Genomic DNA, 12942 nt, shown 5'->3' on the forward strand with positions numbered 1-12942 from the left:
TCTCAACGACAAGCCCCGGTTCCGCTCGACAACGAATCTCCCGAACTTTTGGCGACAAGCCTTCTTCCCGAAAACGAACCCGTTCCCGTAACAAGCGGAGAACCATAGAACTTAGTTCTCGTTTCTTCCTTGAAGGCAAAGAATCGGCTCAGACTTCATTCTTATTTGGGAATTCTTTCCATTCTCTTTTTAAGTTTTAGAATTTTTCTTTCTCTCGTTTCATTTCCTTCCTCGGTTGCGTCTTCGTTTTCATTTTTGATTTCAACGCAAGAGATCGCGCTCCTTTCCGGAAAGATCGGAATCGTCCTCGGTTTGTTCGCATTCTTAACAGGAGCCGGTCTCGGTAAATATATGTTCGTTCAAAATTCCGAATATACCGAAATTCATATCATTCTTCTGTTGGCGGGTTTGGCCTTGCAGATTCCGAGCATCTCCGAAAATCATTCCAACTTTTACGCAAATCTCGTCGCTTGGATCAGCTATCCTCTTCTGATCGCGGGTTGGATTTACGGAAGAAGAATCCGTCGCAAACGAAAATAGCCCCGATTCTTTTCGAAATCGGCAACGTCTTCTTTCAAAAAGATTCTTTATTCCATTGCAAAAATTATAAACCGTTTCAGATTGCCTCCTCAGTTTAAGGAGAAGTTATGGACTTCAATTTATCAGAAGATGAACTTTTGTTCATCAATTCGTTTTCCGATTTTTGTAAAAAAGAAATCGAACCGTTTGCGGAAGAAGCGGATCGTAAAAAGGAAATTCCAAGATCTCATTTTCATAAACTTGCACAGGTAGGTTATATCGGTTTGCCGCACGAGGAACAATACGGCGGCTCGAACGCGGGAACGTTTCAATCCTTGATCGCGATGCAAACTTTAGGAAAGGCTTGCGGCTCCACGTTTTTTTCCGTGGGCGCTTCGGGCGGTTTGTTCGGCTTGCCCCTTCTTCATTTCGGAACCGAAGAACAAAAAAGAAAGTATTTACCTTCCATCAACGCCGGAACCAAGATCGGTTCTCTCGGAATCACGGAACCCGATTCCGGCTCGGACGTTTCTTCGATTCGAACGGTCGCGAAAGAAATTTCCAAAGGTGTATATCAACTCTCTGGACAAAAAACGTACATCACGAATTCTCCGATCGCGGACGATTGTTTGGTTCTTGCGAGGGTTCAGGATTTAAACGGAAAAGAAAAAGGGCTTACGCATTTTTTCGTCGATCTGAATTCCAAAGGAGTTCAAAGATCCGCGCCGATGGAGAAGTTAGGTCTAAAGGCTTCGCCCACGGGCGCTTTGTTTTTCGAAGACGTGGAAGTTTCTTCGGAGGACATTCTCGGTTCGCTCGGAAAAGGTTTTAGACAAACCATGCAAACGTTCAACATGGAAAGAATTTCTCTCGCCGCGTGGTCCATCGGTTTGATGGAATCTTGTTTAGAAGAATCGAAAGCGTTCGCTTCGACGAGAAAAAGTTTCGGCAAGTCGATCGCACAACATCAATCGGTGGGAAATCTTCTCGCGGAAATTTATACGAAACTCGAAGCGTCCCGCTGGTTTACATACAACGTAGCCTGGGAAATGGAACAAGCAGATTCATTAGGAAAAGGGAATATGCATCTTTCCGGAAAATGCGCGTCCTGCAAGTTGTTCGCGACCACTTCCGCAAGAGAAGTGACCAATCTCGCGGTTCAAATCCACGGAGGCGCGGGTTTTATGGAAGAATACAAAGTCTCCAGACTTTACAGGGACGTGCGCCTCGGCGAAATCGGAGGCGGAACGAGCGAGATTCAAAAGCTGATCATTGCAGGAAGCATTATGAAAAGCTCATAAACTTCCCTTCTTGGCTCCGTTCGGATTTTCGATCATTTCCTTCAAGTAAGAATGGATTTCCGGATCGTTGTCCTGTATGAGCTGCCAAAAGGAGAATCCTCGGATCTTGTATTTTTTCAACAGATTCATCTTGGTTTCGAAGGATCGTTTGTTCATATAAAACGCGACTCGGTCGCAACCGCCCAATGTATACCAAAGAGAAGGATCGTCGTAAACATATCCTTCGTGGCGATACAAATACGGACGAAGATAAATCCAATCGCCGGTTTTTCTCGCGTCCTTAAATATTTTCGTCACGTCGGTCGGCTCTTCGGATCTCGGATTCCAGTTCGCTTTAATATACTGCGCCCTCGAATAAAAAACCGCCTTGGAAGGAATGTCGCAGTTGAGGGGCCAATCGTATCCGTAGGTGGGGATAGCCATATACAATTTAGAATTAGGAATCTTTTTAGTAGAATATTCTAATATTCTTTCGATCCACCAGGATGGCGCCTGAGGCCCCGGTCCGGGAAACGCGTTTTTTCTCGGATGCAATTCGTAGGCCATAATCTTGACCTTATCCGCGACCTTTCCCAAAAACTCGTAGTCGTGCGAAAGTTGCCCCCGATACGCTTCGTAAAAATCCACGTTCATCTTTTTTCCGGATTCTTTGCAGAGATATTCCGAAGGTTCCTCGGCGAACGTTTTCGGATGAATCGCGACGGATAAAAGTTTATTCCGTTTTTTTAATTCTCCGGACAAAAGAGTTAAGAAGGTTTCGAAACTTTCCTTTTTATCGCAGGTCATTCCCTCGTAGTCGATGTCGATCCCGTCGTATCCGTACGTTTCGATTTCTTTGAGAATTTGTCCGATATGATAGTCTCTGATTTTCGTATTTCCGTTTAAACCGATCGCATCGGAAACCTTTTCAAAATCGTTTTCCCATCGAAAGATGGTCGGTATGATTTTCGTCTTCGGCGAAATCGTTTTCAAGGCCCAGATGTAAACTTCCTGAGCCTTAGGGTTCCAGACAGATTTGATGTTCCCGGTGTTGCTCCTTCCGCCTTCCAGAGTGTATAAAAACGGATGAATCTCGTCGTAAAGAGTTATGTTCTGAGTCATCGCGACGATATCGGCGGACCAAGTAGAAGCGAGAAATTCCTTTTCGTTTTTTTCGAAAGAAGTTTCCGAATTGTTAAGCGAAGTGAGTTTTGATAAAAACGGAATTTCCTTTTCGCGAAGAAACCCCTTCCATTCGTTCTGAAAGACGAAATACGCCGCAAAAATTGCAATTAAAAAAGAAAGAATCGATATAAGTAGTTTTGATTTCAAGCCGTTGATCCCGAGTAAAAGTTCGGTTTTCAACCAGCGTAATCGGGCAACCCTCTTCTGCAATTTGAATTCCCGTCCGAAATCGTTCCGCTTGGCCGCTTTGTTTCCATTTGATTCAATAAAAACTTTCTTTCAAAGGCCGAGCGGCTCTTTTAAGATGGGTTATCTTTTCGATCCTACTTCTTTTCTTCCAAGAGACTTTTTGTGTGTTTCAAAGTTAAATTCAAGACCCCGATTCTTCTCATAATCGCCTTTCACTTTTTTCCGTTGAACGTCGCTTATGCGGAGACGTCTTCGATTCCGAAAGCGAAATCGGGAATTCTGAATTTATCGGATTGGGATTTTCACGGCGAAAAAACGATTCCCGTTACGGGAGAATGGAAATTCTTCTGGAATCGTTTTATAAAACCGAACGATTTTGATCCGAAAAATAATGCGACAGGATATGTATGGATCGAAACTCCTTCGGTTTGGAACGGAACGTCGTTTAACGGAGATACCGTGGGAAGTCACGGATTCGCATCCTACGAACTTACGATTCTCCTTCCGGAGAATATTCCGAACTCGGCGCTTACGATTCCGGACATAGGCACCGCTTACAATCTGTATGTGAACGGAAAGTTGATCGCAAACGCGGGAAACGTCGGAGACAAACCGGAAACCTCGCACGCGCTTTACAAACCTCAAATCGTCGTCCTCCCGGATTCGAAAACTCTTCATCTAGTATTACATGTTTCTAATTTTCAAAATCGATGGGGAGGTTATTGGTTTCCGATTCGAATCGGAAGTTTAAAGGATATTCTCGGAGAAGCGCAAACGAAAAAAGGAATCAGCCTAGCGGTTTGTATCGCCGCGGTTCTTATGGCGGTCTTCAATCTTGTGTTTTTCTTTTTCAGAAAAAAAGATCCCGCTCCGCTTTTTTTCGCGACTCATTGTATTCTCATTTTGATCCGAGGTCTTACCACCGGCGAACGTCTCGGGCATCTTATGTTTCCGAACGTTCCTTGGGAGATATTAAACCGACTTGAATACATTTCCGTTTATTTATCCGCGCCCGCTTTGTATGCCTTCCTCCATAGATTTTGTTATACGAAATTCTGGGAAAAGTACGGTCTTCTTTTCGACCTTCCTTATTTCGTCACGGCTTTAATCGTCGCGGTTTTTCCGAATCAGATCTACACTCTGACGCTCAATCCGATTTCGATATACGGTTTTTTCGTAACGATTCCGGGTTGGAGCATTCTACTTCTTTACGGAATCCATAAAAAATACGAGGGAGCGTGGATTTTATTTTTGGGTTATATCGTGATCATGTTCGGCACGTTCCACGATATCGCGCTTAACATGGGTTTTCTGCACACTTCGACGTATGTGCTTCCGTACGGACAACTCGCGATGATCGCTTCTCACGCGGTGTTGATTTCGAAACGTTTTTCGAATTCGTTAAACCGTTCGGAGAACCTTTCCCACAAGATGAAAAGTCTCGTTTCCTCCACGCGGGAAATCATGACCTCGGCTTCGTTCAACGCGGCGGCGCAAACAACTTTGAAAATTCTTTCCAAAAACATCGAGGATATGAATCGGAAGAATTCACTTTTGAACATCGAAAGACATTCAAAAAACGGAATATTAAATTCTTTGCCTTCCAAAAACGATGGGTTGAATATTTATTTACCGGAATCGAATTCCTCCCTTTGGAAACAATATTCTCTCGATGAAGAGGACAATCTTTCGATTCGCGACGTTTCGGGTTTTATTTCGAAAGAATCTCTGGAGATCGATCTCAAAGCGTTGCATTCTCCCGCCGTCATCGGAGAAAGTTTTCTGCTTCCGGTACAAAACAGCAAGGCGAGTTTCGTCATCTTGGATCTTCCGATCGGAATTTTTTTGAATTCCGATTCCGAAATGGATTGGGTGCAGGGAATCGCATACGCGCTCGCGCTTTCGATACAAAACGTTCTCAGACAGGATCGGGAAAAACTCGCGATCATCGGAGAATTATCGGGGGAGATCGCACACGACATAGGACATCACGTAATTCTCATCCAAAAGGTTTTGAGAAATCTCAACTCGGACAAAAACGAAAAGAAGGATTTCGATCTTGCAAGGGCCAAAAAGGAAACGGACGCGTTGGCGAACCTTTCTTTGGATATATTAGAATTTTCTAAAAAAGTAATCATTCTCGACTTTAAGGAAGTGGATATCCGAAAATTTTTCCAGGGAATCAAAGAGGATTTGGAACTTTTTTTCGAGGGAAGTGGAATCCGTTTTTCCTGCGACATCGCCGCGGATGGAACCGTTCGATTGGACCCGCTTCGGATTCAAAGACTGATTCTGAACATCGCCAAAAATTCCTTGGAGGCCATCGGCGATCGCGGCAATTTTCTTCTTCAAGTGGAAAAGGAAGGACCCATTCTTTACATCGTCTTTACGGACGACGGTCCCGGTTTCAGCGAAGAATCGAAAATCAGATTCTACAACTCCATGATGGAAACCAAAAAACCTCTCGGAAGCGGACTCGGACTTTCCATCGTTCGAAAGATCGCGCTCGCGCACGGTGGGGAAGTTTTGATCGATTCCAGTCCGGGAAAAGGTAGCAGATTTACCGTTCTGCTACCCTGCTGATTTAAAATTCCATTTCGTTTAATACTTCGTTTAACAAAATCAACAAAACGGAACCCGAAAAAAATCCAAAGAATCCTGGAGGGAAAGAAGCGATGCGACGTCGCTTCGAATCCATTCTCAATCGCAGATCGATAAGGAACCCGTATTCTCCGCGGTCGTGGGTTGACCGAATCCGAAATCGATCTTGGTCGCCCACCCGTTCGAATCATACGTATACGTCATCGCTCCGTCCGAAGAAGTGGTGGGTTTCGTCGCTCCTGCCGCGTACGTATTTGTGATCGTTTGTCCGCCGGAAGTCGTTTTAGGAAATCCTAATGTATCGTAATTGGAATACGTAACCGTAGGAGACGCGACCGCGGTCAACTGATTCGAGCTGTTGTATGTGAACGTGTTGGTCGTTGCGCCCTCTACTCTACTTACAAGACCTCTTTGAACGTGCTGATTCGAAAACGGAGGAGGATCCACAACTCCGAGTTTGGCCGCAACCGCGGTCGAATAGGTGCGGACCACGGTGTTTCCCGTGTTGGGAACGCAGGTGTAAATTTTTCCGGCCACGGCGCACGTGTATGTGGTTACTGCGGAGGAGTTACCGTCCTTTACCGCGACTTTCTGAGGAACGTTGAAACAGTTTCCGTTTGCTAATGCGACAAGAGCCGCGACCAAGGAAGTATTGTCGTCCGATTCGTTCTTTTTACAATCCGCTGATACGAGTAGAACGGCGGCGAGATTTAAGGACACGATTAATTTCTTCATTTAAGAAACTCCAAAATTTTCAAAAAGTTTTTTCCGAATCAAAAACTGATTCTGAAGAAAGATTATCATCGAACACGGATTTTGTGAATTTCGGGAACTACGGAGAAAAAGTCGTACGGTAAGTAGTCGGTTAGAAAAGACCGGAGGCTTTGAGTTGAACGAGAATACGTCCGAGTTCTATGAGATTCTCGGTTTCCAATTTTTTAAAGATCGAAGCTCTATGGGTTTCGACGGTTCTTATGCTGAGATCCAATTCTTCCGCGATCTCACGGTTCATCTTTCCGTTTGCGAGAAGGTTTAGAATTTCCTTTTCTCGTTTCGTCAATCGATTGATCAGATTTCCGATCTCTTTCGTGATTTCCGTTTCGGGTCTGAAATTTTTTACTTCTTCCGGAAACACTTTGCCGCCGTTTAAGACCGTCTTCATCGCTGAGATCAGCGCGGTCATAGATTCGCTTTTTAGAATATATCCGTCGGCTCCGAGCGCGAAAGCTTTTTGAAGATAAGACCAATCTCTGTGCATCGTTAGGAACAATATCTTCAAATCCGGAAATTTATTTTTGATCGTTTCGAGTTCTTGAATTCCATTCTCCTCTTGCAAAGAGATATCGCTGATCAGAAGATCCACTCTTGAAAAGCTCATTCTTCGAATCGCTTCCTTCAAAGAATGCGCGGAACCTACGAAATCGAATTCGGGATCGGCTTCGATCTCCGCTTGCAATCCGGTTCGTACGACGGGATGATCGTCTACAAGAAAGATTGAACTTTTTTTCGCGCGAACCATTCTACCGTAAGTTAATCCGACTTAAAACCTTGTAAATAGATTCTTTTGAAGATTATTTTAAACCGACTTCAGAAAAACCGCGACTTTCATACGTTGCAAAAAAGGAATCTGTTTTTATAACTTGATTTAATTGCCGTTAGGTTTCATCCATTGATGTCATGAAATTTCTTTTCCGTTTTGAGCTCTTTATTATCCCCTTTCTTGTTTTTATTCTAAGCACTTGCAAAATTTCTTATGGATTTCAGACGATCGGTATGCCGAAACCGGATCGTCACGATCGAACCGGAACCTTTATGGGATACGATTACTTTCTCTGGGATTGCGTTCAGGGAAAACGAACCGTGGTTTATCGTTGGGAAAAGGAGATGCCTTTTTTGGATTTTGATCCGTATCACAAGGAAGAGGTTCTTTGCGGGAATGTGACCGAGTTCGAAAGGAAGAATGGAATCGGAAAGTAAAGTCGAAATCGGAAAGTTGGCCGGAGTTACGACCCACTTTCCCTGAGAACCGGATCTTTAAACCTGGATTCCTTTTTTCTTGAGAATATCGAGCGCGGTTTGTCGTAACAAGGGATGAATTTGAAACTCGGAGGCGTCCGGAAAACTGGAAGTGGTCGTAACCCCGCCCCCCGAAACCGCAGGGTCCGCGGGTGAGGCCTTAAACTTGTCCGCGCCGATCCACTGGCTGAGAGCCCACATCATTCTTTGGAAAATTTCGTCGATCCGCTTTTGATAACCGGCCTTTTTGTAATACCCGTATGCGAGCAAGGGCATCTTCTTCTCATACATAAAATGATCCCCGAGACGAATCAGACCGTCCTTATAGTCCGCTTTTATAAAAAGATCTCTGGCTTTTCGAATATCGCCTTCGTTGAAAGCCCGGTTTCCTTCTCGAATCGTTTCGGCCCTTTCTCTGGAATCCATACTCAAACCATCGGATATTTTTCTGAATTCCGCAAGTGAAAAACGCGAGGGAGAATGGCCGGGGTTACGACCACTTTCAGGAAATTTCGGAAATTCATTCTTTTTTTAAAGCTCCCGGAAAAGACTGGCACCAAAGAGGTACTTCATGAGCGAACTCAAAGCCGGGTCCAAGGCTCCCGGTTTCACGGCACTCAACGAAAAAGGGGAAAAGGTCAAATTGACCGACCTGAGCGGGACCAAAGGAACCGTTCTCTATTTTTATCCCAAGGATCAAACCCCGGGATGTACGACCGAAGCCTGCGATTTTCGGGATAATTTTTCGAGAATCAAAAAGACCGGGTATAACGTGGTCGGAGTTTCAAAAGATAGCGTAAAATCCCATCAGAAATTTATTGAAAAGCAAGAGCTGAACTTCACCCTGATCTCGGACGAAGACGGAAAGATTTGCGAATCCTACGGGGTCTGGCAGATGAAAAAGTTTATGGGAAGAGAATTTATGGGAATCGTCCGTTCCACCTTCCTCATCGGAGCCGACGGAAAAATCTTAAAAGTATATCCTAAGGTAAGCGTGAAAGGTCATGTCGACGAGATCCTTTCCGATATCAAATCACTGGAGAAAAAATGAAACTGGATAAGAATAAAATCCAAACCTCGATCGGAAAAAATCCGTCGAAAGCGTTTTATAAACTACAGATTCTACTCAAGGATCATTTTCCCGAGAATCTAAAGACGAAATTTTCCTTACAAACATCTTCCGGAATTTTCACCGGAGACAACGGACAAGTTTTTACGGATGAATCCGAAAAGATCATCTACTTGGGGTTAGGCGATTCTTCCAAAGTGAAGATCCGCGGGGTCGCACAACATTTTTTTCAATTCGGAGAAAAGTTGAAAAAATGGGACGGGGTCGGATTGGAAATTCACCTTCCGAAAATTCTCACCACCGCCCTTTCCGCTGAATTGCTCGTGTATCAAATTCTGAATTCTTTGGAACAAGGCGCTTACGCGATCAACGTTCTTGCAAAAGAATTTAAGGAGAATTCCAAAAAGACCGGAAACGTTTCCTTTGTTCTTCAAGACGCGGCAAAAGTAAAGGAAGCAGAAAAAGGATTAAAACGCGGAAAAGTAGTCAGCCGTTACATCAACGGAGCGCGTTACATCGCACATCTTCCGGCAAATCATTTCACACCGGAAGAATTCGTATCCAGATCCAAAGAGATCGCGAAGGACAACGGACTGAAGATCACAGTTTTCGACGAACCGCAGTTGAAAAAGGAAAAGATGGGAGGAATTCTTTCCGTTTGCGAAGGCTCCGATAAAAAAGCGAAGATGATTCTTTTGGAATATACTCCCGCAAAACCGAGCACGAAGAAAAAACTCGCGATCATCGGAAAAGGTCTTACCTTCGATTCCGGCGGGATCAGCATCAAACCCGCACAAGACATGCACGAAATGAAATATGATATGTGCGGAGCCGCCGCGGCGATTCACGCAATCGGAGCGATCGCCGAACTCGGATTAGGCGTTCCCGTAATCGCGGCGATCGGAGTTGCGGAGAATATGCCGGATGCTGCGGCCATCAAACCCGGAGACGTTTATACGGCTCACAACGGAATCACCGTCGAAGTGCAAAACACGGACGCGGAAGGACGTTTGGTTTTGGGAGACGTTCTTTCTTATGTGGGAAAAAAATTCAAACCGGACTATATGCTGGATCTTGCAACCTTAACCGGAGCGATCATCATTTCTCTCGGACACGAGGCGGCCGGTGTTATGAGCAATTCCGAAACTCTTACCAATTTGTTGAAGGAAGCTTCCGCGAGTTCGGACGAAAGAATCTGGGAAATGCCTCTTTGGGACGAATATTCGGAGGACCTCAAAAGCGATATCGCCGATATCCGAAACGTAGCGGGAAGAGCGGGCGGTTCCTTATCCGCGGCTAAGTTTTTGGAAAGATTCGTGGATCCGGGAATCGCTTGGGCGCATATCGACATCGCGGGCGCCGCTTGGAGAAAAAAATCCTCGGGAACTCAGATCGGAAACGGACCAACCGGTTACGGGGTTCGCCTTTTGGTGGATCTCGCGGAAAAGATCGGAAAGAAAAAATAACCGATTTCGTCTAACGCGCTTCCGTATTAAGGATGGGGAACGCGCTTTGACGGTAACCTCAAAGAGTGGAAATGGTCGTGGCGGCAAGTACGACCATTTCCGGTTTATCTCCGATGGAATGATCCATCAGATTTTTAATTCCGAACGTTCCACCGTGTTTTCGAATCAGGATATCGGCTAACGTCAATCCCAAACCCGAAAATACCTTTTCCGTTTTGACCTTCTCGTCTATAAATTTCGCCAAACGATAAAACGGTTGTTTGACGAGGTCCTCTTGTTCTGCGGAAATTCCGTTCAGATACGAGGGATCGAACTTATTCTTAACATAAAGATTGAAAAGCCCCGCACCGCACGAAAAATACACGTCGACTACGCTTCCGCTTTCCGAATACTTCAACGCGTTTACGAGCAGTTCGTGAAACACGATCGTAAAAGAATGCAAATCGACTTTCACGAATTGTTTCTGGGAAATCTTATTTTTACTCCCGATTTTAAAACGAAGCTTTCGTTCCTCAATAGAATCACATTCGTCCTTTTCGAAAGTACGAAAACATTCGGTCAACGTTTCGACCAGTTCGTTTACGGATAGAATTTCCAACTTGGGAGCGACGTCCCGATTGAGCAAGGTCAGAGTGTCTTCGAGGCGCGTAACGTTCTTTTCGATGTATTCCGTATTCTCCGCAAGCATCGTCATCAAATCTTCGGAGATCTCGTATGCGGAGTCCTTTTTTTCCGCGGAACCGTGAATCATCTTAACCAAAGCGATCAAAGCGCCGATTCCGCCTCCGCTAAAGAGAGCGTATTTGATATTGTTGAGAGTAATCTTGGAAAGTTCGAGTAAGGAATCCAATTCCGTAAGTTTGGAACGTTTATAGGAAACCCAATCCAATTGTTTTTTGAGCCTTATATCCGATTCTTCTTCGAGCAAACGAGCCAGTCTTCGTTTATAAAGTTCTTGTGCAATTTCATCCACCACGGCTTTGTATTCGGCGTGATCGATCGGCTTGAGAATGTAATCGAATACTCCGAGATTCATCGTATCGATGATCGTATTCGGTTCCGAGTTAGCAGTCATCACTACGAAGATGGAATCGGGTTGTTCCTGTTTTACGGTTTCGATAAACTGTCTTCCGCCCATCATCGGCATTTCCAAGTCGACGAAATAAGCGTCCGGTTTGAATTCTTCCTTTTTTTCCAAGGCTTGAATTCCGTTTTGAACCTCGCAGTATTCGAGTCCTAGGTTCCGAAAGAAACGGCCGAGATGAGCTCTCAAAAGCGAATCGTCTTCCAGGATCATAATTTTAGGAAGAATTGCGGATTCGGTTTTCATCTGACCACCTCACGATTCTAAAGAATGTAGCTTCAAACGAAAGAGAAATTTTTCTGTTGAAACTGATTGAATAGTAAGACGTAAAAAATTTTATAAATCTTTTTCGAATCTATAGAATCGCGTTATGATGCCATTACGACCATGAAATAAATTATTTAAATAATGCCGAAGAACTCGGTCATTTCGGCTGTTTTGTAAAAAATTTCAGGATTTTCGATTTCGTTTTTTTAAGAATGGTTCAAAACTGAGGCAAGATTTGCCGCGAAAACAAAGGTAGCACCTCCGTTTCGCGGCATCCCTTAAGGGATTCAACCTTTACAATATTCTAAAATTCTAATTTTTTTTAAATTGTGGCCAACGCGGCGTTCGCGAGATCGTAACCTCCCGTCTGCGCCGGATGAAAACTCGGTTTCAAATACAAAAAGAACGCTTTGGAAGTTTCCAAAAACAGAATTCTCCCGAACGGTCTGGAAACTTTCATATCTTGAAAGTATTTTTTGAATCCGATTTCCTGATCGGTCAAAATAAACCAGTGTTGGAAAAACAAAACGTAACCCCAGAAAATCCAAGAGGCCAAAAAGAATCCGAAAATTCTCAAAGCATAACTGTTGGAAACCGTCTGAAGAACGTCGTAAGCAACGGATTTGTGTTCGATCTCTTCGCAAGCGTGCCAAAGAAGAAGTTCCCTCATTTCTCCGTAAGCGTGATCGTGAAATCCGTGTCTTAAAGTGATTTCCCCCATCGTAGCGGTGTAGTGTTCCATCCCTGCAGTAACAGAAAGTTTCAGTTTTTTTCCGAAGAAGAATTCAAAAAACGGAAGCATCACTTTGAACGCGCTCCATTCGAAAAATTTTACGAAACGCGCGACCGGTCTTCCTTGTTTTGCAAGAGCTTCGAGAACCTTCTCGTGTTCTTTTCCGTGTTGCACTTCCTGTCCGATAAACGCTTTGATTCCGGTTTGGAGCTGAGGATCTTTCACTTGATCCGCGTAAGCCTTTACGCTTTTGATAAAGAATCTTTCGCCTTCCGGAAAAAGAATGTGATACGCGTTGATGATATGAGTGATGAACGAATTCCCATCAAAATAGTGACTCGGCAAATCGCCCATTCCCTCAAAGTCCATCTTACGAACCGTAGGTTGATTCGCGTTGATTGGTTTCAAATTTCTCTTTTTCGTTTTCGTTTCAACGGTCATGATTTCACTCCTTCAAACTTACTATATCTTTGTAGCGATCACTATAGAATATTCTAAACCGAAGCGCGCGCCGATCTCTGAAAAGATCTGAT

Annotated in this window: 13 protein-coding genes (1 of these 13 only partly in view); 7 read left to right on the top strand and 6 right to left on the bottom strand. The window is 44.3% G+C overall.

What is annotated here, in order from left to right:
• The 3 genes from LEP1GSC052_RS11010 to LEP1GSC052_RS11020 all read left to right on the top strand — a co-directional run.
• Positions 1-108, top strand: partial view of an APC family permease gene (locus LEP1GSC052_RS11010; RefSeq protein ID WP_240631092.1) — the 3' end only. It extends 1299 nt beyond the left edge of the window; the window shows 108 of its 1407 coding nt (coding positions 1300-1407); its start codon lies beyond the left edge, outside the window; the stop codon is at positions 106-108.
• A gap of 21 nt (positions 109-129) precedes the next feature.
• Positions 130-540 carry a hypothetical protein gene (locus tag LEP1GSC052_RS11015; protein ID WP_010574178.1) on the top strand — a complete coding sequence of 137 codons (411 nt, stop codon included), beginning with the start codon at positions 130-132 and terminating at the stop codon, positions 538-540.
• 107 nt (positions 541-647) lie between these two features.
• Entirely contained in the window at positions 648-1820 is a 1173-nt protein-coding gene (locus LEP1GSC052_RS11020; RefSeq protein ID WP_010574177.1) for an acyl-CoA dehydrogenase family protein, read from the top strand.
• Here LEP1GSC052_RS11020 and LEP1GSC052_RS11025 read toward each other — a convergent pair.
• On the bottom strand, positions 1815-3026 hold the full coding sequence (locus tag LEP1GSC052_RS11025) for a glycosyl hydrolase family 18 protein (RefSeq protein WP_244265295.1): 1212 nt from the start codon (positions 3024-3026) through the stop codon (positions 1815-1817). The two genes, LEP1GSC052_RS11020 and LEP1GSC052_RS11025, sit on opposite strands and share 6 nt — an antisense overlap.
• A gap of 309 nt (positions 3027-3335) precedes the next feature.
• Here LEP1GSC052_RS11025 and LEP1GSC052_RS11030 point away from each other — a divergent pair, with 309 nt between their 5' ends.
• Positions 3336-5756, top strand: a complete 2421-nt coding sequence (locus tag LEP1GSC052_RS11030; protein ID WP_010574176.1) for a sensor histidine kinase — start codon at positions 3336-3338, stop codon at positions 5754-5756.
• A 117-nt stretch (positions 5757-5873) separates the two neighbouring features.
• On the opposite strand, the gene LEP1GSC052_RS11035 is transcribed toward LEP1GSC052_RS11030, so the two are convergent.
• Complete coding sequence (locus tag LEP1GSC052_RS11035; RefSeq protein WP_010574175.1) at positions 5874-6509, bottom strand: hypothetical protein; 636 nt, start codon at positions 6507-6509, stop codon at positions 5874-5876.
• Between the two features lie 130 nt (positions 6510-6639).
• Positions 6640-7293 carry a response regulator gene (locus LEP1GSC052_RS11040; RefSeq protein WP_010574174.1) on the bottom strand — a complete coding sequence of 218 codons (654 nt, stop codon included), beginning with the start codon at positions 7291-7293 and terminating at the stop codon, positions 6640-6642.
• Between the two features lie 254 nt (positions 7294-7547).
• Here LEP1GSC052_RS11040 and LEP1GSC052_RS11045 point away from each other — a divergent pair, with 254 nt between their 5' ends.
• Positions 7548-7751, top strand: a complete 204-nt coding sequence (locus tag LEP1GSC052_RS11045; RefSeq protein ID WP_020986393.1) for a hypothetical protein — start codon at positions 7548-7550, stop codon at positions 7749-7751.
• A 57-nt stretch (positions 7752-7808) separates the two neighbouring features.
• Here the strand turns inward: LEP1GSC052_RS11045 and LEP1GSC052_RS11050 are convergent, their stop codons facing one another.
• Complete coding sequence (locus LEP1GSC052_RS11050; RefSeq protein WP_010574172.1) at positions 7809-8216, bottom strand: hypothetical protein; 408 nt, start codon at positions 8214-8216, stop codon at positions 7809-7811.
• Between the two features lie 145 nt (positions 8217-8361).
• Here LEP1GSC052_RS11050 and bcp point away from each other — a divergent pair, with 145 nt between their 5' ends.
• Together bcp and LEP1GSC052_RS11060 are read left to right on the top strand one after the other, a co-directional pair.
• Positions 8362-8841, top strand: coding sequence for a thioredoxin-dependent thiol peroxidase (gene bcp, locus LEP1GSC052_RS11055; RefSeq protein ID WP_010574171.1), 480 nt, complete (start codon positions 8362-8364; stop codon positions 8839-8841).
• Complete coding sequence (locus tag LEP1GSC052_RS11060) at positions 8838-10325, top strand: leucyl aminopeptidase family protein (RefSeq protein ID WP_010574170.1); 1488 nt, start codon at positions 8838-8840, stop codon at positions 10323-10325. The genes bcp and LEP1GSC052_RS11060 overlap by 4 nt, the downstream gene beginning before the upstream one ends.
• A 58-nt stretch (positions 10326-10383) precedes the next feature.
• Here the strand turns inward: LEP1GSC052_RS11060 and LEP1GSC052_RS11065 are convergent, their stop codons facing one another.
• Both LEP1GSC052_RS11065 and LEP1GSC052_RS11070 read right to left on the bottom strand, forming a co-directional pair.
• Positions 10384-11655: a hybrid sensor histidine kinase/response regulator gene (locus LEP1GSC052_RS11065; RefSeq protein ID WP_010574169.1), complete on the bottom strand. Its 1272-nt coding sequence runs from the start codon at positions 11653-11655 to the stop codon at positions 10384-10386.
• 343 nt (positions 11656-11998) lie between these two features.
• Positions 11999-12850: a metal-dependent hydrolase gene (locus LEP1GSC052_RS11070; RefSeq protein ID WP_010574168.1), complete on the bottom strand. Its 852-nt coding sequence runs from the start codon at positions 12848-12850 to the stop codon at positions 11999-12001.
• Between the last annotated feature and the right edge of the window lie 92 nt (positions 12851-12942).

Source organism: Leptospira kmetyi serovar Malaysia str. Bejo-Iso9, assembly GCF_000243735.2.
In the GTDB taxonomy this organism is placed as follows: domain Bacteria; phylum Spirochaetota; class Leptospiria; order Leptospirales; family Leptospiraceae; genus Leptospira; species Leptospira kmetyi.

Excerpts from the sequence above, each read along its gene's own strand:
- LEP1GSC052_RS11020 (WP_010574177.1), top strand. The coding sequence starts at position 648 with ATGGACTTCAATTTATCAGAAGATGAACTTTTGTTCATCAATTCGTTT.
- LEP1GSC052_RS11035 (WP_010574175.1), bottom strand. The coding sequence starts at position 6,509 with ATGAAGAAATTAATCGTGTCCTTAAATCTCGCCGCCGTTCTACTCGTA.
- LEP1GSC052_RS11040 (WP_010574174.1), bottom strand. The coding sequence starts at position 7,293 with ATGGTTCGCGCGAAAAAAAGTTCAATCTTTCTTGTAGACGATCATCCC.
- LEP1GSC052_RS11045 (WP_020986393.1), top strand. The coding sequence starts at position 7,548 with ATGCCGAAACCGGATCGTCACGATCGAACCGGAACCTTTATGGGATAC.
- LEP1GSC052_RS11050 (WP_010574172.1), bottom strand. The coding sequence starts at position 8,216 with ATGGATTCCAGAGAAAGGGCCGAAACGATTCGAGAAGGAAACCGGGCT.
- bcp (WP_010574171.1), top strand. The coding sequence starts at position 8,362 with ATGAGCGAACTCAAAGCCGGGTCCAAGGCTCCCGGTTTCACGGCACTC.
- LEP1GSC052_RS11060 (WP_010574170.1), top strand. The coding sequence starts at position 8,838 with ATGAAACTGGATAAGAATAAAATCCAAACCTCGATCGGAAAAAATCCG.
- LEP1GSC052_RS11065 (WP_010574169.1), bottom strand. The coding sequence starts at position 11,655 with ATGAAAACCGAATCCGCAATTCTTCCTAAAATTATGATCCTGGAAGAC.
- LEP1GSC052_RS11070 (WP_010574168.1), bottom strand. The coding sequence starts at position 12,850 with ATGACCGTTGAAACGAAAACGAAAAAGAGAAATTTGAAACCAATCAAC.